The organism is Paenibacillus mendelii, from assembly GCF_024498075.1.
In the GTDB taxonomy this organism is placed as follows: domain Bacteria; phylum Bacillota; class Bacilli; order Paenibacillales; family Paenibacillaceae; genus Paenibacillus_Z; species Paenibacillus_Z mendelii.
On record NZ_JANHOF010000011.1, the window covers coordinates 23,446 to 48,029 of the forward strand.

Sequence of the window (24,584 nt, forward strand, 5' to 3'; positions counted from 1 at the left end):
CGTCACTACAAAAAATTCGCTGCCCGGCAGTGCGCGATCATTTTGCCCGCCTGCCGCTCGTCCAGCATGCTCCAGACAAATCCCGTCCGGGCCAGCAGCTCGTTCGTCTTGTCGCTCGCCGGATGAAAAAGCGTATGCCCGGACGGATCGTCAAGATCGTCCCGATCTTCTCCGATGCTGTGCAGCTGAATCGTGTACAAATCGGTTTCGTGTCCGGAATTTCCGTCATCGTCATACACCGCGTCGAGAAACGGCTCCAGCGGCAATTCGACGACGCCGAGCCCGAGACCCGGCAAAGTGAGCAGCTCGGACATGCTGATGGCATGTGGATTGCAAATATGAAACGTCTCGCCTTGCAGCGCCTCCCGGTCGAACAAGCTGACGATCGCCCGGCTGACATCGTCCACGCACGAGAAATCCGTATCCCGCTCCATTTCCGGAACGAAACCGATCGCCGCGTAGGACCGGATCAAGGAATAAATCGCATTCTGCTCGATATTCGTCTGGAATTTGCCGTTGACGGAGTCGAAGACGATATTGCCGACGCGGTAAATCGACGCTTCGAGACCTTGCTTCCGCGCTTCGAGCAGCAGCTTCTCCGCCTCGAACTTCGTCGCCGCGTAAGCGCCCGCCATCGTCTGCCCGACGTCACCGTCGTATTCCGTGAACAGGATGTCCCGCTTGTCCAGGACCGTACCGGACGCAACCGCCATCGTTGAGATATGATGGAACGCTTTTTTGCCGCCGGCAAGCGCGAAGCCGATCAACTGTTTCGTTGCCGTAATATTGGCCTCGTAGGAATCGTCGTATTTGCCGTAATGGCTTACGTTGGCCGCCGAATGCAGCACGCAATCGATGCGATCGGCAAGCCTGCCGTACTCGCCTTGTTCCAGCCCGAGACCGCTCTTCGTCAGATCGCCGCGGTAAACGAACAGCCTCCGCTTCCAGTTGCCGTAAAAGTTTGGACCGAAATAATGGCGAAGCTTCTCCAGCAGCCGGTTCCCGGCTTCTTCCCGGCTTCCGCTTCTGACGATCAGATGAATGTCGGCCTCGGTGCGGGTCAGCAGCTCGCGCAGCAGATAGATGCCGAGATAACCCGTGCTTCCGGTCAATAAAATATCGCGATACACCGTCCTTCGGCTGAGATCGGCGGTACCATAGGCGCGGTTCCGCTCCTCGTACAAACGGCGCATGGGCGCAAGCTCGACGATAGAGTCCGCGCTTATGCGGTATCGCTCCCGCCGCGCCAGCAAGTACCGCTTCATCGCCGCCTTTTCGATCAAACCGCCTGCCGTGCGGCTCCGGATTTTCCGCGCCAGATCGGACGCCCGCGGATGCTCGAACAGCTGCCCGAGCGAGATCCTCAGCTCGCCCTGCAGCCGGGCGACGACGCCCACGGCCGACAGCGAATTGCCGCCCAGCTCGAAAAAATCGTCATGGACGCCGACGTTTTTCACGCCGGTAACTTCACTAAATGCCGCAGCGATAAGCCGCTCCTTGTCCGCTAGGGAAACCGCCCCTTTTACGGCGGATACACCGCCGCCGGCGGCCGGCGTTTCCGTCTCAGTCCGGGCGGCGGCCGCTTCATGACGGCCGTCCATGTCGGGCCGTTCGCCCCGCTCTCCACGGCCGCCGCGGGAGCGGATACTGTAATAGTTGCGGTCGAACGGGTAGGTGGGAAGCGGGATGCTTAGCCGGCGTTCGCCGGCGTAGTATCGCGTCCAATCGACATCGACGCCGTGGACGTGCAGCTTCCCGAGCGCGCGGAGTAGCAGCTCGTCGTCCCCCTCGCGCGCATTCGCGGATCCCGCCACGTTCACGATCACGTTCCGCTTTGCGGCATTTTCATCAAGCTGCTGCCTGACGAACGAGCCGAGCGCTCTACCGGGACCGACCTCGACGAAGACGCTGTCCGCGTCCGCCAGCAGGCGGCCGATTCCTTCGAAAAATTGGACCGTTCCGCGCAAATGGTTGGCCCAGTAGGCGGGATCGGCCGCCTCGGATGCCGAAATCCACGTTCCCGTCACATTGGAGATATACGGAATGTTCGGCACGTTCAGGGAAACGCTCTCGACCACCGCCTTGAACGGCTCCACAATCGGGTCCATCATCGCGGAATGAAAGGCATGGGACGTCTGCAGCCGTTTATAACGGATTTCCTCGCGCGCCAGGACGGCTTCCAATGCCTCAAGCTCTCCGAAAGAACCGGAGACGACGCAGAGCGCCGGGCCGTTCGACACGGCGACGGAAAGGCCGGGCGTCAGCAGCGGCCCGACCTTCTCCGCGGACGCCATCACGCTCGTCATGCCGCCAGCCGGAAGCTTCTGCATCAGCTCGGCGCGCGCCGACACCAGTGCCAGCGCGTCCTCCAGCGTCAGTACGCCGGATAGGCAGGCGGCGGCATATTCGCCCAGGCTGTGGCCGATCATCCTGTCCGGTCGGACGCCCCAGCTCATGAGCAGCTCGGCCAGCGCATATTCGAATATAAAAATTGCAGGCTGAGTATAAGAAGTCTGATGAATCCTCCCGCTCATTCCTGCCTCTTTGTCCGCCGGATATAAAACGTCCTTCCAGTCGCATGCACTCGTTTCCGACAGAATGCGGCAGCACCGGTCGACGGCTTCGCGGAACGCCGCCTCTTCCCGGTAGAGCGCCTCTCCCATGCCCGCGTACTGTGCCCCTTGACCCGGGAACATGAAGATAACCGGCCTGTCGGCGTCATCCGCGACCGCCGTGAGCACGTTTGAAGAATCCGGCGAGGAGAGCGCTGCCTTCGCTTCCTCCACACCGCGGGCGGTAAGCACTCTGCGGTACTTGAGCTGTTTCCTTCCGGTCAGCAGCGTATACGCGACATCGGGCAAACGAACGTCCGGATTGCGGTCCAAATAGCCGGCAAGCCGCTTCGTCTGATCGTCAAGTGATTTCATCGATTGCGCGGAGAGCGCCAGCAGCTGCGCCTCCCGGCCGCGGTCCGGCGCCGTCCGCTCCGGCGCCTCCTCCAGCACCACATGGGCGTTCGTGCCGCCGATGCCGAACGAGCTGACCCCGGCGCGCAGCGGAAATTCCGGCACGTCCCAATCTTTCAGAGCGGTATTGACATAGAACGGGCTGTTAGCAAAATCGATTTTGCCGTTCGGTTTGCTGAAGTTGATGCTCGGCGGAATTTGCCGGTGCCGCAGCGCGAGCGCCGTCTTGATCAAACCGGCGACGCCCGCCGCGTTGTCGAGATGGCCGATGTTCCCCTTCACGGAACCGACGCCGCAATAGACCCGTCTGCCTCCGCTGCTGCCGAACGCCAGCTTCAGCCCTTCGATTTCGATCGGATCGCCGAGGACGGTCCCGGTCCCGTGCGCCTCCACATACGTGACGCTATACGGCTCGACCTCGGCCATCGCCTGGGCGGACTTGATGACCTCCGCCTGGCCGGCCACGCTCGGCGCGGTGAAGCCGACCTTATCGCGCCCGTCGTTGTTGACCGCAGAGCCCTTGATGACGGCATAAATGTAATCGCCGCTCTCGACGGCGTCCTGCAGCCGCTTCAGCACGACGATGCCCGCTCCGCTGCCGTTCACCGTTCCCCGGGCATCGGCGTCGAACGGTCTGCAGTGACCGTCCGGTGACATAATCATTCCTTCCTGATAACGGTAGCCCTTCACTTCCGGCAGCGTCACGGTCACCCCGCCAGCCAGCGCCGTATCGCAATCGCCGGCAAGCAGCCCCTGGCAGGCGAGATGAACGGCGACGAGCGAGGAGGAGCATGCCGTCTGCACCGTATAGCCCGGACCTTGCAGATCGAGCTGATGCGACAATCGCGTACCGAAAAATTGCGAGCCGGCGAGCAGGTTCGCCTCTCTCAAAAAATCCGGCGCCCGTTCGAACACGTCGTTCATCCAGTACAGGCTCGTCGACGCCCCGATATAGACTCCGATCAGTCCTTTCCCCCGCTCCCCCATGCAGCCGGCATCCTCCAGCGCCTCCCAGGCGCATTCGTGGAGCACCTTGAGCTGGGGGTCCATTACCTCCGCCTCCCGGGGCGTATACGCGAACAGCTGCGTATCGAACCATTCCGAGCCGCGGATGATTCCGCCGGCTTTGACATAATCCGAGCCGCGGATCGTCTCCGCGCCGATGCCTGCGGCAAGCAGCTCGTCGTCCGAGAAGAAGGAGATCGCTTCCGTGCCGTTCTTCAGCAGCTCCCAGAAGCTGCTTACGTCGTCCGCGCCCGGAACCCGGCATGCCATGCCGACGATCGCGATCTCGAGACCGGTCGCCTTGCAATCTCTCATGCCCTCCCTCCTTCCTGTCTCCGCTTGATCCGCTGCTGCAGCCTGCTCTTTGCATCCTCCCGGATCCGGCCGCGATCCGGTCCGTTTTCTTCCCGTGCGCCCGCATCCGTAATCGATCCGAGCCGCCGGGCCAGCGCATGCACGGTGGAATAACGGAACATGTCGACGACGGGAATGTCGGCTTGAAGCCGCCGCTTCAGCAGCTCGTTCGCCTGCACGATCGACAGCGAATTGCCACCGAGCTCGAAGAAATGATCGTGACGTCCGAGCCGCTCCGTCCCAAGCACCTCCTGCCAGATCTCCGCAATCGTACGTTCGAGATCGGTAGCCGGCTCCTCGTAAACGGTCCCGGGAACCATATAGTCGTCGTCTTCCCGCGTCTGAAGCGCCTTAAGGTCGACTTTGCCGTTGACTGTCATGGGCAGCCGGTCCAGTCTGACGAAACGCTCGGGAATCATGTAGCCGGACAGCTCCGCGGCCAAATATTCCCTCAGATCCGTGACGGTAACTCCCTCATCGGCAACGACGTATGCGCACAGATAATGCTCGCCGCCCGGCTTCGTCTTGGCCGCGACGGCCGCATCCTTGACGCCGTCGCAATGCAGCAGCGCATGGCCGATTTCGCTCAGCTCGACGCGGATGCCGTTGATTTTGACCTGGTGGTCGGTCCTGCCCAAATATTCGATGCCGCCGTCCGGTAGCTGTCTCGCCAGGTCTCCCGACTTGTACATCGTCTCCCCTTCGGCGAACGGGTCGGGGAGAAAGCATTCCCCGGTCAATTCCGGCTGCTTCAAGTAGCCTCTGCCGACGCCCGCCCCGGATATATAAAGCTCGCCGGTCACGCCCCGGGGAACCGGACGCAGCTTGCGGTCCAGAATATAGAGGCTGTAGCCCGGCAAAGGACGGCCGATCCGAATTCCCTCGTCGGTCTCGCCGCCGCCACACCGGTGAAGGCTCGAATAGACCGTCGTTTCGGTCGGTCCGTACAGGTTCACGATCTCGTCGGCGATGCCGGCGTCGCGAAGCCGGTGAAGCAGCTTGCGGGTGAACGGTTCTCCCGCGAATAGCATATACCGCAGCCGAACATTCGGTCCGGCGTCGCGCCGGTTGTCGAGCAGCAGCGTCATATGGGTCGGAACCGCGCCCAGCACGTTGACGCCGCTGTCCTCCATGAAGCTCCACAGCCGCTCGGGATCGGCAGCCGTTTCACGATCCGGAATAACGAGACATCCGCCCGATACGAGCGGCAGCAGCATTTGCTGCACCGATACGTCGAACGTAAACTTCGCCAGCAGCAAATGGCGGCAGCCGCGGTCGAAATGGAGCCGTTCCATCATGCCCATAAGTAGGTTCGTCACGCTGCGGTGCTCGATCATGGCGCCCTTTGGATGGCCTGTCGTCCCAGATGTATACATCACATAGGCCAAATCACCGGGCAAGCTGACATTGTTCCATTCGTCGCCTTCCGTGATGCTTGACGCCGCTTCGTCGTCCAAGATGACCGTGTCCCTTCCGAGCTCAAGAGTCCTTGCCAAATGGCGCTGCGCCGCGACCAGCGAGCAGCCGCTGTCCTCCAGCATATAGCGGATGCGATTCGCCGGAGCGTCCGGATCGAGCGGCAAATAAGCGCCTCCGGCCATAAGCACGCCGAGCACGGCGATGATTCTGTCCGTGGACGGGTCGGAGGCGATACCGACAATGTCGCCCCGCCGCACGCCCCTTTCCCGCAGAACCCGGGCCAGCCGGCACGCTTTCGCTTCGAGCTCGATATAGGTCGTCTCCCCGTATTTGTCGACGACCGCCACATCTGCCGGCGTTGCCTTTGCCTGCCGCCCGAACAGCTCCTGTACCGTCGTATGATAGGCGTATTCCGCCCGCTGTCCGGTCAAGTCCGCGATCACTCGCCTCTCCTCCGGCTCGGACATGATGCGAATATCCTGCAATTTTACGCTGCGGCTTCGGACGATACCCTCCAGAATTTCCATGAAATGACGGGCTAGATTCGTTATCGTATCTTCCGTAAACAGATCCGTCCGGTATTTGAACCGGAAATCGACGGCGTTCTCCTTCTCCAATGCGCGGATCGACAGGTCGATCTGCGTGGCGCGATCCTCCCGCGGGTATTCGCGAAAAACAAGCTCGCCCGTATCCATGGACACCCGCTCGCTGCTCTCCTGCGAGAAGATCACGTCGAACATCGGATTCCGCCCCGAATGGCGGGCAAAGCCAAGCCTCTCCACAAGCTCCTCTAACGGATACTGCTCGTTCTCAAACGCCCCCAACGTATTTCCCTTCACTTCGCCGAGAAAAGCGCCGAACGTCTTGTCTCCAGCCGGGAAGTTGCGCATGACGACGGTGTTCACGAACATGCCGACGGCGCGCTCCAGCCCAGGAAAGCCTCTTCCCGACGTCGGCGATCCGATCACAATATCCTCCTGGCCAGTATATTTATACAAGAGGACGTTAACCGCGGCCAGCAGCAGCATATAAAGGGTTGCGCCGCATTCCACCGCCGCCGCTCTCAAGCCTGCCGTCAGCCTGCCGTCCGCCGACACGGTGACGCCGGCGCCGTCGAACCTCATGACCGGCCGCCGCGGATAATCCGTATTCAGCCGCAGCTCGGGAACGCCGTCCCTGAACAGCTCCAGCCAATACGACTCTTGCCGCTTCCACTCGTCCGCCTTGCTCCATCCCGCCTGCCACGCCGAATAATCCTTATATTGCAGTTCGGGCACAGGCAGCGGCCGTCCCGCGTACAGCTCGGAAAACTCCTGCATGACGATATCCATCGACGCGCCGTCGAACACGATATGGTGAATGTCGGTCATCAGCAGATGCCGGTTGTCGCCGAGCTTCAACAGCTTCACCCGGACAAGCGGCCCTTCCTCCAGGTCGAAAGGCTTGATGAATTCGTCGACCGCGCTGCGGACGCGGGACTCCTCCGCTTCGGAGAGCTCGACCTTCACCTCGCCTGCGAGCCGGACCGTCTGTACCAGTTCACCGTTCTTGAAGGCGAAGGAGGTTCGCAGCGCTTCATGCCGCTCGATCAGACGCTCGATCGTCGCCTTCAGTTTCGGCAGATCGACGCGCCCTTCCAGCATGTTGAGCGAGGTCAAATTGTAAGCGGTCGAATGCCGGTCCAGCTGCCACAGGATAAAGAGCCGTTTCTGCTGCGAAGGAACGGGGTAAGCGTCGGCCTCCTCGGCGGGCCCGATTACCGGAACCTGCCGCTGCCGGAGCCCGGCTGCATATTCGGCAAGCTCGCGGATGGTGGGATGCCGGAACAGATCGCTTATTTGCAGGCCCGCTCCCGTTTCCCGGTTCATCTTCAGCACGATGGAAGCGGCTTTGAGCGAATGGCCGCCCAGCTCGAAGAAATCGTCATGGACACCGACCCGCTCCACGCCCAGCACGTCTTCCCAGAGCCCGGCGAGCAGCCGCTCCGTCCCGTTTTCCGGCGCGGCGTACGGCGAGCTGGAGGCGGTGTCCGGATCAGGCGCCGGCAGCGCCTTGCGGTCGATTTTGCCGTTGTTGTTGAGCGGCAGCTTGTCCAGCCGCATGAAGTAGGCGGGAACCATGAAGTCGGGCAGCCTCCGCGCCATATAACTACGCAGCTCCGGGACGTCTGCATCCGCATGCGAAACGAAGTAGGCGCATATCGCATCTCCCCCCGCCGCATCCGTCATCGCCACCGCGACCGCTTCTTCGATATCGCGATGCTTCAGCAGGCAGGTCTCGATCTCTCCGAGCTCGACGCGGAAGCCTCTCACCTTCGTCTGAAAATCTTTGCGGCCGAGAAATTCGAGCGTGCCGTCCTCGGTCCACCTTGCGAGGTCGCCGGTTTTATACATTTTCCGCCCCTCGCGGTTCGGATTGTCCACGAACTTCTCGCCGGTCAACTCCGGCGCATTGTAATAGCCGTACGACAGCCCGTCTCCGCCGATGCACAATTCGCCGGCCACGCCGATCGGCAGCAGCTTCAGCTCATCGTCGACGATATCGATCTCGACGTTGGGCAGCGGCTTTCCGATGGGAACGATATCGAGCTCGGCCGCGTTCAGCCGGTTGATCCGGAAGCTGGACGCGATATCCGTACATTCGGTAGGTCCGTAGGTGTTGATGACGTCGCTTCCGCATTGCGGGGACAGCAGCCACGGCTTCAGCTTTTTCATATTGATCGGCTCGCCGCCGAGTATGACCTGCTTAAGCGGGCTCAGCTTGCGGTAGCCGTTCTTCTCGTTGTAATCGATAAGCGGATAGAGGGCGCTCGGCGAGCAGTTGATGACGGCGATCCGCTCGCGTTCAATCACGTCGGACATTTCGTCGTAGTCATACATGCCCGCGGTGAAGAGATGCAGCTGCCCGCCCGCCAGCAGCGGAGCGAACACGTTTTTGTGCGCCGTATCGAAGCTGACCGGAGCGATCAGCATCAAACGGACGGATTCGTTCAATTTCGCTTCCCGGATAAACCAGGTGATCAGGTTGATGAACGAGCGCCGCTTCACCATCACCCCTTTGGGCACGCCCGTCGTCCCTGATGTATAGAGCACATAAACGACGCCCTCCGGATCGTACGTCAGGCCCGGGTTTTCCGCCGACTCGGGCGCGCCGCCTTCCAGAAGCGAACGGATCCGGATTGTCGACAGCGCCGGATCGGAAATTTTATGCTCCAGCCCCTCGTCAGTCAAAATAAGCGTCGCCTTCGAATTGCCGAGCAGCGTTCGAATCCGCTCCTCCGGCAAATTCGGATCGATCGGCAAGTACGCTCCGCCGGTCTTCATAATGCCGAGCATGCCGACGGGCATTTCCAGCGACCGCTCCACCATGATGCCGACGACGCTGCCTTCTCCGATCCCTTGCGCGATCAGCGCATGCGCAACCCGGTTCGCCCTCGCGTTCAGCTCCGCGTAGGTGAGGCGCAGGTCCCGGTAGACGACGGCCGGCCGCTCGGGCGTTTTCGCAACCTGGTCCTCGAACCAGTCGATCACCGTCCGCTCCTTCGGGTATGGAGCTGCCGTATCGTTGAACACCGCGAGCAGCCTTTGTTTCTGCTCGTTCGGAATGCCAACCTCGGACAGCCGCACGTCAGGATAATTCAGAACCGTTTCGAGAAAATGAATCAAATAAGCGGCAACTCCGTGCAAGAAGCTTACTGCAAACGCTTCCACTTGGTACGAAATAGAGCATCGTATGCATGCGTCTTCCAAGTTGAACCGAAACGTCGTATCGGCTGCCGACCGCAAGGCGAAGATGTCGTTCTGAATATTGTCCAGCAGGACGAACGTGCGCGGATGAGGCGGCTCGCCGGTCGTCGTCTCCCATCGATACAATTTTCCGTAGTCGATATTCCGGTGCTTGTCCGCATCCCCGACCATTTGCTTCACGTCCAGCAAATGCTCCTTGAATGTCATCCGCCCTTCCGGCTCGCTGCGCAGGATCAGATAGCGGTCTTGCCAGGAAGGACCGGATTTCGCCTTGAACGCCGGCGTTCCGACCGCCGCGTCTTTGCGCCCCGTGTAAACGGACAGCAAATATTGGATGCCGCTCAGCACAATGATATAAACGCCATGCTCCGAACCGCCGGCCATCGCGACAATTTTGCGGGAAACGTCGTCCGGCAGCTTGAAGGAATAGTCGGTCTGCCGCGATTTGCCCGGCCGGACCATCCTGTGATCGTCGGCGAAGCTGCTCATCGTCAAATCGGGCGGCAGCTTGCCGAGCCAATAGTTTTCTTCTTCCGTGCGTTTACCGGTACCTTGAACATGACTCGTCTTGGCGGAAACGTCTTGAATGGACATAAATACCTCCTGTTCGGCACAAAAAATGGAGTGGAACGCTTGGCCCCGCCTTCAGCGCGGAACCAACGTTTCATTGATCAACCCGACGACGGCATCCCGGCGGCGGTGAATGAAAAAATGGTCGCCCGGATATCCGGCGAGTCGAAATACCCCCTTCGTGTATGAATTCCAGCGCAGCATCTCCTCATGGGCGATCTCGTCCTCCTCGCCGTATAACGCCGTCATGGGGCAGTTCAGCCGTTCGTGACCGCCGGCGAACCGGTATTCTTCCATCAGCTTGAAATCGGACCGGATGATCGGCAGGAAGAGATCCATCAGCCCGCGGTCTTCGAGCACTTCCTTCGGCGTGCCATTCAAATTCTCCAGCTTCTTTTTGAATTCATCCTCGGGCAAGCTGTGGAAGCTCTCTCCGCCAATCCTGTCCGGCGCTTTGACGGCCGACAGAAAAAGATGTGCGGGCGGCGATCCGCCCTTCTCCGCGATCTTCCGGCAAAGCTCGTACGCGATCAGCCCGCCCATGCTGTGTCCGAAAAACGAATACGGCCGCCCGCCGGTTGCGGCGCCAACTGTTTCGTACAAATCACGGACAGCCTCGTCCATACCGGCATAGCAGCGTTCATGAAACCGTTTGCCGCGTCCGGCGTACGAGACCGGCCTCAGTTCGATTTCCGGAAGCAGCGTTTTACGCCACGGGTAGAAAATCGTTTCAGAACCGCCCGCATAGGGGAAACAATAGAGCAATGTCTTATTCATAGCCGGTTCCTTCCTGACAATGGCGGATGAAGGACACGCACTCGTCTTCGGCGTTCAACACGACGGGGCATGCAGGAAACTCATCCTTGGCCGAACAGACCGACAGCCTGTAGCCGGCGTCGATGCCGTACTGTCTGAAAAAATAGCGTTCGGGGGTGCCTTCCATCCGAATGCCATCCCTCTCGATCAAGATGGTGAACGCGTCGAGCGGAATGGACAAGCCTTTGCCGACAGCCTTGACATAGCTTTCTTTCAGCGTCCATAAATCATAGAAACAGGCGATTCGATCGGACGGGTCGCGGCTCATCAGGCTGCTATATTCGAGCGGCGAAAAATAGCGCTCCGCCAAGCCGATGTCGATCGGCCCGATTTGCTCGACGTCGATCCCGACGGCGCAGCGGCCGAAGACGCAGACGACCCACTCCCCGGAATGCGAGATATTGAAATTGAAATATTCAGAATTTTTCAAATGCGGTTTTCCGTAGCAATTGGTGTCGAACCGGATCGAACGGTTATCCGTGCCGGTTGTCCCGACGATCGCATTCCGGACGACGATTTCGGCCAGCAGCGTTCGCTGCGCGTCGGCGAATTTTCTGAATCTGCCGATCCGGGCTTGCTTGTCAGGCGGTAAATAGGCCAGAAGACGGTCGATGAACGAGCGGTCCGGCTGGCTGCCGATCCTTGCGGCGTAGACGGCTGGCATTTCCATATTCTATCGATCCCTCGCGATATCCGTCGCTGATAGACTTTCAGAATCCGACAACACAATCGGAATAAGCTTCTTTGTCGGGGTTACATTTGTAAGGATTTTGTCAGATTTCCGCCTACATCGCGACCATTATCTTACCATCTGAAACGGAATATTTCAAACGCATAAAAAAATACCTTAATTTTCATCTATTAGTTATATTTAGATGAAATATGATAATTGACCTATATCAAATTGCAATCCGGTTGTAATACAATTTATATTAACCTAACAAAATTTGAAAGCGCAACTTATATTTGAAAAAAACATGTGGTGTTGAATCCACCATAACCTTCAATGTTTAAAAAATACTTACATTTTCAATCTTGTTATCCAGCTGATCTTGTAAGGTTTTTGAAAGACATAAGTTATGAGGAGGGCACGAAACATGAGCGTCGCATCAAGTCGCCTGGAGGCTGAAGTTCCGCAGGAACTGGAAAAATACCGGTTCTCTCCCGAGATCCGCAGCCAAATACGCGAACTGCAAAAGCAGAACAACTGGTACAACTTCTTCGCCATCGGATTGGATTGGCTTATCATCGCGGCGGCTATCGGCCTGTATTATTTCAAGCCCGCCGTCTGGGTGTATCTGATCAGCATCGTCATCATCGGCAGCCGCATGCGCGGACTGGACATTATGATGCATGAATCCAGCCATAATATGCTCTTTAAAAACCGCATCTTGAACAAATGGGTCGCATGCCTGTTTGCGGCTTTCCCCATTATGATTTCCTATCGCGCTTACATCAAGGGTCATATGACGCATCACAAATATTTGTGGAGCGACATCGATCCCGACAAAATTCGCTATAAAATCGTCGGCCTGGACAACCCGAACATAAGCAGAACGCAATTTTTTCTGCGCCACTGCCTGAAGCCGCTGACGCTTGCGCATGTGCCGCGGTATTTGACAGGCATGGTCAAGGTTACGATGGTTCCCAAAGACGAAACGCCGTTCGATACCGTCGTGCGTGCCGTCTACTGGGTCGCGATCATCGTCTGCTCCATCATTTTCGGCTTCTGGCTGGAGCTGATTATGTTCTGGGTCGTGCCGTTTCTGACGACCTTGCAAATCTTGAAATATTGGGCCGAAATGGCGGAGCATGCGGGACTGGAGAACGACAAGGAGCTGTTCGCGACGCGGAATTCGTTCGGCAACCGGTTCGAGCGGACGCTGCTTCACCCCCACCGCAACTCGTATCATCTCGTTCATCATCTGTTTCCGGCGGTGCCCCATTACAATATCAAGAAGGCGCACTTGGTGCTGATGCAGGATTCCGAATACCAGAAGGCCCATCACTGCACCGGATTTTTCCTGGCGCTGGCGCCTGGCTTCTCTTCCGTTATCGACGATATTCAAGGGCGCATTCCGTTTTGGAACAAGCTGAAAGGCCGATAGCTTTGAACGGCGGACCGCTCAAAACCATTTGGAACAAGGCGAAACGGCATTCGCTATCACTGCGCACAACCGTTAGCGCCAATTGCGGGCACTCGGTACGCTCGGCCGCTTTTTTCGTCAGGTGCTCGGACAGTCCCGGCGAATCTATAACGTTCCGTACTGTCAAAATCCGTTTCCGGTTTTCCGCGCCGGCCGCCAGGTTGCAGTTGTGTCAGGCTTGCTGCGAGCGACTTGCGGAGAACGGATGTGTCAGCTCGGCTGAACTCGCCACTTCCCTGCCGTCGACGTACAACCGGAACCCTTCGGGGACGGCTGGTCCCGGGCTGCCCAGCTTGCGGTACTCGACGACGATGTGCGGCCCGCACATCGTCCAGTCTGAAACAGGTCAGGCCGATGTCCACCGTAGTCCCGTCCTCCTCGATCTCCAATCCGGCGACATGGCGCACCATCAGGTCGATGCAGAACGAATGCAAATAATCCGTGTCGTCGCTGAGCGGCTCCCCAGTCTGGCTGCTGTTGTTCGCAGAAAATAAAGTTGTAGACTGGAGTTGCTGATTTTACGCGGTTCTTCAGTTCAAAGATCGTTAGTCTTTGATAAATATGTTTTAGACTGATCCGATAAATGAAACAGCGGCGGACTAGGACGAGAAAATAAAGTCCTAGACTGGCCGCTGTTTTGATTATCAATTTAACTATCGTACCCCGTCATATTATGAGGTCAGCCAGTTTTTACTGGTTGACCACTTTTGTTTTGGTGGTGTATTTGTCAGTAGCCGGGGCAGATCGGTCGTTCCCCTGGGTCTGTAACCCGTCGCTAAAACTGATCGCCCCCTACTTATAGAAACCATGTTTAAGCTGGTTGAGACGAATAGATCTCGCATAACAAGCGATGTTGTGGAACTATGAGCATGCTTAGGGGTACCGGCAATATTTATGAGAGGGAGCGCGAGGGTCTTCAAATTCGTTGATAAAGATACATTCGTACTTGAGTGATCGGAAATAACGCTCTGTGCGGCTGTTGTCCGTAGCTCGGCCTTTCCCATCCATCGAGACCTTTACCCCTGCCTTCTCTAGAAGAGCAAGATAATCCGCATTGGTTGAAATGGGAGCCTTGGTCGCTGTTCAGGATCTCTGGCTTGCAGCGACGGAAAGCACGTTTAAGGCACTTCAGAACAAACCCCTTTTCAAGCGTACTGGACAGCTCGTAATCGATCACTTTGCGGCTGTACCAATCGATGATGTTGAACAGGTACATGAATCCCTTGCCCATCCGAAGATACGTGATGTCGATCCCCCAGACCTGATTGGGGCGGTCAATCGTGAAGCACGCGAAGCAGATAGGGGCGGGTATATTGAGCATACAGGCGCTTGCTCAAATTCGGCTTGAGATAGATCGCCTCAAGGCCCATGAGCTTCATAAGACGTCGTACACGTTTACGATTGATCTCCAAGCCTTGCTCTTGAAGAAACCATGTCATTCGTCGGTATCCGAAGTAAGGGTGCTTCATATAGATCTCATCGATCCGATGCATGATCTGTACATTTTCTTCGCTCTCACGATGTACTTTGTCGGGCCGGTGCACGCTGGTTCTGTTCACACTTAGCAGGTCTGCCTGACGCTTAACCGTGATCGCAGCATTGTCCCGTTCTACCATCGCTTACTTCGGGCGGTTCATTTAAGGCCAGATTTTTTTTGAGCCAGTCGACCTCTACGGTGAGTTGGCCAACCAGCTCCAGATGCTCTTTTGAAAAGATGTTCCGTCGGTACAAGTTTCTTCAACAGCGTATCTACTCCCGATTACATAGTTGGATATTACATGTACAAATAATATGTATATTATGTATGCTTTCCCGCCGTTGCAATGCGGTACTAGGATACTACCCCTCGATCGAAAGCACCAACGAGAAATAATGGTCAGGTTTTAGAATACGCGATAAGAACGCAAGGCGCTCCGTCAGCGGCCATCCTCGCGTATCTTTTCCATTATACTGCAGCACATCATATACGTAAAAGATAACCGGCCTTGTTCGTACTGCTACACGAATCCACGGATCCTTCGTTAAGCGGAACCGCTCCATAATCAATTCAAAATCGATCCAGCCCACTTCGTCCATCCGGGCAACTTCGCCGTCTAAAACAACGTCAATTGCCCCATCAATCGGGACGTTATGTAGTTCCGGATATTGGCGTGTGACCTCGTTGTTGTGGCGCGTATATAAGCGGACCTGACCGGCCGTGTACGATAGTATTAGTCGATGACCGTCAAATTTCGGCTGAAATACGTACCGACTATCATTGAACGGTTCTTCGCGTTTTCCGAGTAACATCGGTTCGATAAACATAAAAACACCTCTAATCGATTATAGCGCGTGGCCAAACCGTTTAGAGGCGGTAGATATTGCCTATTCGAATAATTCATCCATTAACGCTTCAATTTCGCGCTTACGTTTCTTCGTATCTTCGGGATCAATGCGAATAGTCGTCTTACCTGAACCTGATGGACCAGCGATTGAAACAACAATGGTATTCATTTCTTACTCCCCCAATCAGGATGATTATGCGCCTAACTCCTCCTTCCAACACATAGGAAATCAGCTGATTAGGGCATAATTCTCTTTTCCCAAATACTTCTATATGACCTAATTATACACATAACAGCAAAATCCGTATCCTACTATTTGTTAAGCAAGCATCAAAAGAATCGTGGAACAACCTCTACCCGCTTCCATATCTATTAAGAAAATAATAAGAATATCTTCCTTCTATCTTAAGGCATTCCAATTAAGGTTAGGATGTTGGAAAATATTGTAGACGAGGTGTTGAACGATGAGAGCAAGGCCGTTAAGCTTCAACTGGAATTTGAAGCTCCTCATTCTCCAGATTCTGGTGATGGCGTTATTAATAAGTGCAGGGTGCAGCGCAAGCAGTGATCATGTTGAAAAGCCAGAAAGCACGATAAAGGTGTTGTATTACGATGAACCCGGCTTTTATTCCAGGTACGGTACGTTATTCAGTGCATTATATCCGAATATTAACGTTGAGGTTATTCCGACTCAAAGTATTCGATACGAAGAAGGCAAAGATATGGACAAGGCAATGATGGAGCTCATAGAAAACCAGAAACCTGATGTGTTACTGGTCGACCCCAGTCAATATAAGCGGCTGGCACATGAAGGTAAACTCTATGACTTTGATACCCTTGCAGCTGAAGATCAATACGACTTGTCAGGGATCGCGCCAGGAGTCGTGGATTATATCAAATCGTTGAGTGACGGTAAGCTGTACGGAATGTCGCCGGGGTATTACAGTCATGTGGTTTTTTATAATAAAGATTTATTCACAAAGCATGGAATTCCATTCCCTGAGGATCAGATGAGCTGGGAATCTCTTCTGCAGCTTGCTGAACGGTTTCCTGCATCCGAAGGAAGTGAGGACCGTACATATGGCTTAAAAACGATGCAGAATAAGGATCTGATTAATCTCGGTATGGAGATGGGCAGTTCACAAGGACTCAGCTTCGTGAATGGAACAAGCAAGCAATTAACGCTGAATACGGATGCATGGAAATCCGTCTTCGCTACCGCCTTGAAAGCCTTTCAATCGAAAGCGCTCTATTGGGCAGAGGATCAATCACAAATGATGGTGTCTTACGACGATTATTTACTTTAAGACCCCTTTGTCAGCGGCAAAGTTGCGATGGTCATTGAAGGGTCCCCGCTTATAAGCAAAATCAGACAAGCGCAAGCTACCTACCCGAATCAAAATAAAGTCATAAAGAATTGGGATATCGTGACGATTCCGGTAGATCCGTTAAATCCTGAGGTAAGAAGCGATGTAACCATTAATGAGCTGTTCGCAATTAATGCCACCACCCCTAACGCAGAGGCGGCCTGGGAGTTTGTGAGTTATGTGACAGGCGAAGAATATGCACGAGCAAATGCCAAATCGCAGATGTTCTTTCCGGTCCGAACGAAGTACATCAAGGACAATGAAGGGCATAACATGGAAGCTTTCTATAAGCTTAAGCCCGTCGTATCCCATTTTGATCAGGAATTAAGTAAAATGCCTACAGACTATTTTGGTAAGCTTCATCAGATGATGCTCCCCGAATTCAAGAAAGCTGCAGATGGCACGCAATCTATAGCGGACACGCTGGACCAAATCCAAATGAGAGGAAACCGACTTATAGAGTAAAGAATACCGCCGCTATATTAAGCCCGGATGAAAAAGAGAAGCAGCTGCCATTTTAGGCAGTCTGCTTCCCTTTCGTTAGATGACAGGTATTTTGCTGCTCTTCGAATATCGATCCGCATATGAAGACGCACAGTAAGAATAAGGCTTGATAACAGGCAGCCATCCCAGAGACTCCACACGATCAACCATTTCCGGAACGTAGAATGCGGTTTTGCTAACTAATTTATCGTGTCCGGCATCGATATGGATCGATACTTCAAGAGAGGCATTTTGGTAAATGTACGGTAAAATAATGTCTTCAAGCTGTCTTCGCTTATCATCATCAAAGTAACAGGCAATCTCTTCACTTAAACTGGTCTCGGTGGAAAGTTTGTCACGGACAGAAGTAATTTCACGCGGAATAATCACCTGCCGGTAGCACGCCCAGGCTCCTTTATTTTCTCGCCGGATGATGATCCCCGTAATCAGCTTTGTAAAACCCCGATGTACTTGGCTATCCGTACCGATGATCAGCTCATAATTGGCATGAGGCTCCTTCATCATGAAAGCCTCAATTCGCGAGAAAACCGCGCCCAGGCTCATGCCGCGCTCAGTGGTGTTCGTAAATTCCATGCTGTGAATCCAGGGAATCTTCTGGTTCCTTTTCATTTCATCACCTATACCTCTACAGGTCTCCCTTCCTTGTGTTATCCCAGTTCCATAACACATCATATGAATAGATATTCCATTTGCAAGGCGATGTTGCATGTTTTCTCTGAACGAGATCCAGGAGCAGGTTTATTCCAGACAAGCTGCGCTCGCAGCAAATGACATCCCCTGTTCGGGTTCCCCCTGATCAGCGGGTTAAGTTGAGTAGAAAATCGCGATTGTAATAATAGGCATCTTTCCAGCCCATCTTGGCGTAAAAACGGAGTCCGTCCATTCCTTTAAAGTAATAAGCGCCGATCAATCTTTCCTTAAAATCCGGGATCGTAATTCCAGCTTGCTCCTGGTGGTCAAGATACGCTTGAATGATGTCAAACTCGCCCATGTGCACTTTGAGGATAGCAAGATCGACGAGAAAATCACCATATGCAAAGTTGCCGTCGATGATACCGGTTATGCGCCGCCCGTCCGACAATATATTCCAAGGGTGAAAATCCCCGTGAATTAAATGCCGGTGCGGTTCATTATAGGCCGAGAAGTCCATTAACCGGCTGTATAACTCTTCGAACACATCCTTCTCCAAGCAGGTGCTCCGAAAGAGGTCGTACCACCCCTCCCAGAAGTTCCCGGTCTGATCCTCCGCGAATACGGCTATCATGTAGTCCTTCCATGTTGGATAGGTTCCGTCTCCAGTCGGCTTGATCCATCCATAACCGCTCGTTGGTCCCACAGTGACATGGTTCATTCGAGTCAAGATGTCCATCAGCTCCGGTAGCTGTGCTCTCTTCTCCTCAGTGGTATATTCAACCAGATTGCTGCCATGAATTCTTTCCATGATCGAGTATGCAAGAGGCCCGACTTTCCCTTCCCCCAAACACTTGGCATACGAAATACCTTGGTTATTGAGTAAATTCGACACATAGCGTTCGGTTTCATATGCCCCCTCCAGATCACTAAATTTGATAATGCCTTCTATTCCATTGCAGGTAAAGGAGAAGACGCTGCTCAAGTTCCCCCCTTCCTGAGGCTTAACCCCAACCGCTTTTGTCCCAAAATGGTTATTCAATATTCCTTCTACCTCTGCCATATCCAGGCGTGGCTTTTCATAGGCTGTCATCGTTCAACTCACCTTTCCTTTCGTATGATGCTAATTGAACATAACAAAGCCGGGAATGAACAAATACTCATTCCCGGCTTCAATAAAAATAGGGATTCCTCCGATTTGCAGTAGGATGTATCCCTATTGCGTTTCGTCCCTGCTTATATCCGCAAAGATTGATGATTTTGTTCAAGACAGTTAGATATACTCATGATGTTAGGACAAAATTAACCCCGGTTTCCGGAGTCCGCTTAGTCTCAACATGGGTATATGCTAGATTCAGTTATCGGATTAACCGAAAACGACTGTCAAGAACACGGTCATCATAATAGGGATCCCACCAATTCTGCGATTTGTACCTATTATAAAATGACCTCACCGAGAACTCAACCTTTTTATTCCACAATTGGACCCCTGCTATTGAATTGTTTCGTCGAGACGAACACCTCACCAGTCATGTAAAAAGAGGAAGAGACGCATGCGTCCCTTCCCCGTAATGAGATATCCTATGGCTTCTTAGTAACAATACGCGGCTCGCCAATGAAGAAGGAATCATAGGCTGGCGTCGCCTGATCGCCAAGCTGCTCCTTGCCCCATCCAACCTTAAAGCTTACTGTAACCTGTTGCCCTGCGTAAGCGCTAATATCAACCACCTGCTTCGCCTTCCAGCCCGCTTCACCGTCAATCCAATGGTAGGCAGTCTGTTCGCCATTAATGGCAATGGTCACGGAAACACCGTCACTGGCTGTATTGACCTTGCCCGGAATGTACGTTAGATACAGCTTCTTCTCGGCGGGCAGCTCAACCTGTACATCTGAGATGATCCAGCCGTTCTCGCCCGACCACGCCGGATGAACCTTGAAGCCAAGCCGATCATCCGGCGTATCCGCGGCCTCTTCGTTCTGACTGTACATGTGCGCCAACTCAGAAGGTTGAATGTATTCGAAGACAGCTCCGTTGCTGATTCCAGCGTTCTCCACGCCGCTAGCTAACAGCGTCCGATAGCTCCAGTCTTGATTCAGACCTCTGAACTGATTGAGCCAAGATTGATACAAATCCACGGCAACCCATTTTTTCTCCTTATCCTCTTTATCCGGTTTCGCGGGTTTGATTTTCCCGTTCATGTATCCTTTGGGAAGCTCGATAACGGGAAGCTGATGCGGTAAACTTTCCACTTTCTTTAACTTACCGTTGGTATAAAGATATAATTGCGGCTTATGTTCTTCTCTGTAGTAGAAGCCTTCTTTATAACCTTCTTTTAATCCTGCATATCCTTCAGTAAGCTTCTGATACCAATCAGGAGCGGGATCTCCGTAGTAATCCAGGTAGGCCGGCGCAGAATCATCACGGGGCTCTACGGCCTCTATACCCGTTTCTTCAGCAAAGTCATTGAAGGATGCGATAATGACGGCTTCTGGATTATTTCGGATGGCGTTCTTCCATAAGTCTGAATACAACTGGCCTCCTTCTCTGGAAATGGGTGTTGTACCGCGGCCCAAATGAGCGGTATCCCATCCCGGATTAATGCCCGCTACCTCCTTATTATGCTGCTCCCGGTCGAACACCCATCCCCATAGACCCGTGTCCGGTGCAACCGGCGCAGCATCCGACACCTTCCCCGTAGCAAATCGAACCGTGAAGCGATCATCATTCCACTTGTAGAACCAAGAAGGTGACGTATAATCGATCAATAGGGGCTTGCCTTTCCATTGGTAATACACAGAACGCTGAGCATATTGATCAAATACAAGATTAGCCTCCGCCTGATGCGCTCCGCTATCATTAGCCCCCCACTGGCCATACCCGATCGCAAGTGCGAGCTTCGGTGCTGTACCTTCCGGCATCGACTCAACAACTTGGAAGATGCTGTCGATGTTGGCCGCAATATTGCCGTTATCGTTGCCATGGCCGTTCGTATCATCCAGAATGACAAAATCAACGCCAGCTTGCTTCATCCACTGCATATGTGCGCGGATTGTATCCGGATCGCCTGCGTTATAATCACCTATTACGGGGCGATAACGAGTCCATTCCGTCCAGTGAGAATCGAATGGAGGCTCGTTATCCCACCAAACGGTATACCACATGCCAATTTGACTCGTGAAGATAGGATCATCGTACTCATGATTAGTTCCGTCCTCGTCTGCGTACACCGATGTCGCTGCCAGCAGCATAAAGATCACTCCTATAATGATTCCCTTCGTCTTCTTCAACAATCATTCGCCTCCTTATAGCTTCAATAATCATCATGTTGCTCTAGTCCATTCATCACTCCTTATATAATGCCTTGGTATCGTTGCTTCCTCATCCTGTGGGACCGCTTTCAATTTCTATTATAGTAAAGGTTGAAGAAGAACTAAATTCTTATTTTTCGTAAAAGAGAGGGCGTCTTATGTTCCCCCTCTTTTACGCGCCATATTCCATGTGTTCGCGGGGGATCCCCCGCTACCGGTCTAGGGCAGTTCGTTATTTCTTTTGCTTAAAGGCTTGTGGCATGAATCGCGGTAGAAGCAGCTTTTCACGCGGCTTGTTCATTCGGTATGCATTTTATGAACCTTATGGGTGCTCTTGGAGCGCATGTTCTTTTTTTTCTTCTCAAGCATTTTCTTCGTATGCATTTTATGTTCGTGCTTCTTCTCGCTTACTGGTGCTGATGCATATGCCGCTGAACCTGCTGTAAGGAGCATACATGCCGACATGATTACAATAGCTATTTTTTTCAAGCAAAATGCCTCCTCGAATATGCGCTTGTGCTCTGCCTATATCAGGGTATCCTGAGTTTCTTGAAATATGATTACAACATATTTCCAATGGTCAGGATGAGCCGCAGTAAAGTTACATAGTTTTTATTATGTAAACTCATCGCTCGATTATAGACAAGAGCCCATTTCTCGCCTAGTGTACATTCGGAAGCGAATCGGGAAATTCACGCCAATCCCGCTTCATCTCTTCTTCTGTCAGCAGGCATGCATCCAAACTTGAGATGATCAGTTCCTGATTCAGATCAATACCAATAAACACGACTTTAGTAATGCGATCGCCGTAAATCGGATCCCATTTGTCTCTAGACTCCGGATATTCGGCGAGATAGAGCTCCCGTTCATCTTCCGGCAATGCAGCGATCCAATAACCGGATGGTCCGAATTGAATCGAGGGACCGGCTTGACTAATACTCTGTCCATAAGTTGGACGCGTAGCGAGCCACACAATACCTTTGGCTCGTATAACCTCTGCGGGCCAGTTGGCCATCCATTGCATGAAGCGCTCCGGGTGGAACGGCCTTACTCTTTCGTAGACACATGAGGATATGCCGTATTCATCCGTCTCTGGCGTATGAACAGGCTTCTCCAGCTCCTTCAACCATCCGACCGACATGCTGGCTTCTTCAAAGTTGAACAATCCCGTATTCAAGATGGCAGACGGATTAACATTGCCGTGTTCGGTTCGGATGAGCTTAGCACGAGGCTGCAGCTTATGTAACACGCTTTCCAGTTCAGCAAGATCATCCTCATCGACCATATCGCATTTGTTCAACAGCAGGACATCGCAAAACTCGATCTGATCCATGAGCAGGTCTACGATCTCGCGTGAATCATTCTCCCCGACAGCCTGGCTGCGATCCAATAAGGTTTCACCCGAGGCATAATCATGCCAGAACCGATAGGCATCCACAACGGTAACCATGCAATCCAGCCGGCAATACTGAGACAAATCTATTCCATTATCTTCATCCAAGTAGGTGAATGTTTGGGCGACAGGGATCGGCTCACCTACACCTGTCGATTCAATAAGAATGTAGTCGAAGCGGTTCTCCTTCGCAAGCTTCTCCACTTCTATAAGGAGATCCTCTCTTAACGTACAGCAAATGCAGCCATTGGACATTTCAACTAGCTTCTCATCGGTTCGAGATAATCCTGCTCCATCCTTGATGAGGTTAGCGTCAATGTTAACCTCACTCAAATCGTTCACGATAACCGCGACACGCAGCCCATTCCGGTTGTTCAGCACTTGATTCAGAACGGTCGTCTTACCTGCGCCCAAATAGCCGCTAAGAACCGTTACGGGTATTGGCGTATAGTTCATTTCGTCCACTCCTTGATATTGTAATGATTACGATTAACAGACAGATGAGTTTATCAATATGAAACCATTTCACCTCGTTCCCCCCCAAAGCTCCAGATCTTCATGTAAACATGACGGAAGCTCTGATCGCACTTTAATAGTAATTATTACGATTTAAATATATTATCAGTCCTTTTCCATTCCGTCAATCCATCCATGATAATTATGATGACATTTGTCACATGCATTTGTTGACATTCACTACTACCAAAGTATGACGTCTGCTCGTTACAATAGGAATATAAACACGTACCACCGCGATCGAGCGGTGCAAACTGATCGGAGGAACAGATGCTCGAGCATAAATCACCTTCCCACTGGAAAAAGGACATCGCTCCTTACGAAAAGCCGATTGTTAAGACTAGTATCATGCAGATCATCAATACAATCGTCCCCTTCTTTCTGCTCTGGTTCCTAGCTTATCAAAGCTTATCGATTTCGTATTGGCTTACACTCCCGCTAGTTATTGTTGCATCAGGCTTTGTCATTCGGACTTTCATCATCTTTCATGACTGCTGCCATCACTCTTTCTTCCGCAGCCGGTTGGCCAACGATATCCTGGGGAATATTACAGGTGTTCTGACATTCACGCCCTATCGACAATGGCGGAACAGTCATACGATTCATCATGCTACGAGCAGCAATTTAAATAAACGCGGCGAAGGCGATATCTGGGTGCTTACCGTTGATGAATATATCGCATCCCCACTCTGGCGCCGCATCATGTACCGCATCTACCGTAATCCGTTTGTATTATTTGGATTTGGCCCCTTCTATCTCTTCCTTGTTTCGTACCGGTTCAATCGGAAGAATGCGAAGACGAAGGAACGGATCAATACGTATCTGATTAATCTGGCTATTGTGGGCACTTCCGCTCTATGCTGTTGGCTGCTGGGCTGGCAGGCATTCCTCTTGATTCAGGGTCCCATCTTCTATTTATCCGGACTAGGCGGCATCTGGCTGTTCTATGTTCAGCATCAGTTCGAAGATTCTTATTACGAGCATGATGACGAATGGGAGTATGTGAGGGCGGCCATTGATGGCAGCTCCTATTACAAGCTGCCGCGCATTTTGCAATGGCTTACGGGCAATATCGGTTTTCACCATGTTCATCATCTTAGTCCAAGGGTACCGAACTACTTCTTGGAAGAAGTTCATGACACCACACCTTTATTATCGAAGGTAAACACGATTACGCTAAAGACCAGCATTCAGTCCATCCGCTTCCACCTTTGGAGCGAGCAAGACATGAAGTTCAAATCCTTCAAGGACATTAAACCGCTGCTTGCTATGAGCCGCAGGACAGCAACGGATACGACAACAATACCTGTACCCGTTCCTATTCCCGTCCCCGCGACAGCTAAGAAGTAAATGAGGGTTCAGCCCCTTAAAGCAGTGGCAACAAAGCGTTTTACTCCAACAGCCTCGTTTGACGGGGCTGTTTTTTGATGTTTTACCGCTTAGGTTGCTCCATCCATTAGAGGTTTCAAACTTATAACCGTTACATGCAATTGGAACTTTATGGATCTATTATGCGTC

General features: G+C 53.2%; 16 protein-coding genes and 1 pseudogene. 4 read left to right on the plus strand and 13 right to left on the minus strand.

Translation table 11 applies throughout. The features are described from left to right. Positions 1 to 5: 5 nt before the first annotated feature. The 4 genes from NNL21_RS25355 to NNL21_RS25370 are packed head-to-tail and all read right to left on the minus strand — an operon-like array spanning position 6 to position 11,546. Positions 6 to 4,286, minus strand: a complete 4,281-nt coding sequence (locus tag NNL21_RS25355) for a type I polyketide synthase (protein WP_204821140.1) — start codon at positions 4,284 to 4,286, stop codon at positions 6 to 8. Continuing rightward, entirely contained in the window at positions 4,283 to 10,084 is a 5,802-nt protein-coding gene (locus tag NNL21_RS25360; protein ID WP_204821141.1) for a non-ribosomal peptide synthetase, read from the minus strand. Before NNL21_RS25360 ends, NNL21_RS25355 begins: the two co-directional genes overlap by 4 nt. 51 nt (positions 10,085 to 10,135) lie before the next feature. Beyond that, entirely contained in the window at positions 10,136 to 10,837 is a 702-nt protein-coding gene (locus NNL21_RS25365; RefSeq protein WP_204821142.1) for a thioesterase II family protein, read from the minus strand. Continuing rightward, a complete protein-coding gene (locus tag NNL21_RS25370; protein ID WP_204821143.1) occupies positions 10,830 to 11,546 on the minus strand; it encodes a 4'-phosphopantetheinyl transferase family protein in 717 nt (238 codons plus the stop codon). Before NNL21_RS25370 ends, NNL21_RS25365 begins: the two co-directional genes overlap by 8 nt. 427 nt (positions 11,547 to 11,973) lie before the next feature. On the opposite strand from NNL21_RS25370, the gene NNL21_RS25375 reads away from it, so the two are divergent. Together NNL21_RS25375 and NNL21_RS25380 are read left to right on the plus strand one after the other, a co-directional pair. Beyond that, a complete protein-coding gene (locus NNL21_RS25375) occupies positions 11,974 to 12,984 on the plus strand; it encodes a fatty acid desaturase family protein (protein ID WP_204821144.1) in 1,011 nt (336 codons plus the stop codon). Between the two features lie 200 nt (positions 12,985 to 13,184). Then, positions 13,185 to 13,517, plus strand: a complete 333-nt coding sequence (locus tag NNL21_RS25380; RefSeq protein ID WP_204821145.1) for a hypothetical protein — start codon at positions 13,185 to 13,187, stop codon at positions 13,515 to 13,517. Positions 13,518 to 13,939: 422 nt separating this feature from the next. Here NNL21_RS25380 and NNL21_RS36860 read toward each other — a convergent pair whose 3' ends face one another. From NNL21_RS36860 to NNL21_RS25395, 4 genes are all read right to left on the minus strand, one after another. Further along, on the minus strand, positions 13,940 to 14,344 hold the full coding sequence (locus tag NNL21_RS36860; RefSeq protein WP_373567597.1) for a DDE-type integrase/transposase/recombinase: 405 nt from the start codon (positions 14,342 to 14,344) through the stop codon (positions 13,940 to 13,942). Continuing rightward, positions 14,298 to 14,639, minus strand: coding sequence for an IS3 family transposase (locus NNL21_RS36865; RefSeq protein WP_373567598.1), 342 nt, complete (start codon positions 14,637 to 14,639; stop codon positions 14,298 to 14,300). Before NNL21_RS36865 ends, NNL21_RS36860 begins: the two co-directional genes overlap by 47 nt. Before the next feature lie 223 nt (positions 14,640 to 14,862). Beyond that, positions 14,863 to 15,327: an ATP-dependent DNA ligase gene (locus NNL21_RS25390; RefSeq protein ID WP_204821146.1), complete on the minus strand. Its 465-nt coding sequence runs from the start codon at positions 15,325 to 15,327 to the stop codon at positions 14,863 to 14,865. A gap of 60 nt (positions 15,328 to 15,387) precedes the next feature. Beyond that, positions 15,388 to 15,516: a hypothetical protein gene (locus NNL21_RS25395; protein WP_256555468.1), complete on the minus strand. Its 129-nt coding sequence runs from the start codon at positions 15,514 to 15,516 to the stop codon at positions 15,388 to 15,390. 358 nt (positions 15,517 to 15,874) lie between these two features. Here NNL21_RS25395 and NNL21_RS25400 point away from each other — a divergent pair. Then, positions 15,875 to 17,179, plus strand: a pseudogene (locus tag NNL21_RS25400) (ABC transporter substrate-binding protein). A 75-nt stretch (positions 17,180 to 17,254) separates the two neighbouring features. Here NNL21_RS25400 and NNL21_RS25405 read toward each other — a convergent pair. From NNL21_RS25405 to NNL21_RS25425, 5 genes are all read right to left on the minus strand, one after another. Beyond that, positions 17,255 to 17,791, minus strand: coding sequence for a ribonuclease H-like YkuK family protein (locus NNL21_RS25405; RefSeq protein ID WP_256555469.1), 537 nt, complete (start codon positions 17,789 to 17,791; stop codon positions 17,255 to 17,257). 223 nt (positions 17,792 to 18,014) lie between these two features. Continuing rightward, positions 18,015 to 18,941 (minus strand): phosphotransferase family protein, encoded by a 927-nt coding sequence (locus NNL21_RS25410; protein WP_204821149.1) that lies wholly within the window; start codon positions 18,939 to 18,941, stop codon positions 18,015 to 18,017. A gap of 488 nt (positions 18,942 to 19,429) precedes the next feature. Further along, a complete protein-coding gene (locus NNL21_RS25415) occupies positions 19,430 to 21,136 on the minus strand; it encodes a glycoside hydrolase family 71/99 protein (RefSeq protein ID WP_204821150.1) in 1,707 nt (568 codons plus the stop codon). Positions 21,137 to 21,454: 318 nt separating this feature from the next. Then, positions 21,455 to 21,646 (minus strand): hypothetical protein, encoded by a 192-nt coding sequence (locus NNL21_RS25420; RefSeq protein ID WP_204821151.1) that lies wholly within the window; start codon positions 21,644 to 21,646, stop codon positions 21,455 to 21,457. Between the two features lie 172 nt (positions 21,647 to 21,818). Further along, positions 21,819 to 23,006, minus strand: coding sequence for a GTP-binding protein (locus tag NNL21_RS25425; protein ID WP_204821152.1), 1,188 nt, complete (start codon positions 23,004 to 23,006; stop codon positions 21,819 to 21,821). A gap of 330 nt (positions 23,007 to 23,336) precedes the next feature. On the opposite strand from NNL21_RS25425, the gene desA reads away from it, so the two are divergent. Continuing rightward, on the plus strand, positions 23,337 to 24,416 hold the full coding sequence (gene desA / locus NNL21_RS25430) for a Delta(5) desaturase DesA (RefSeq protein WP_204821153.1): 1,080 nt from the start codon (positions 23,337 to 23,339) through the stop codon (positions 24,414 to 24,416). Positions 24,417 to 24,584: the final 168 nt, after the last annotated feature.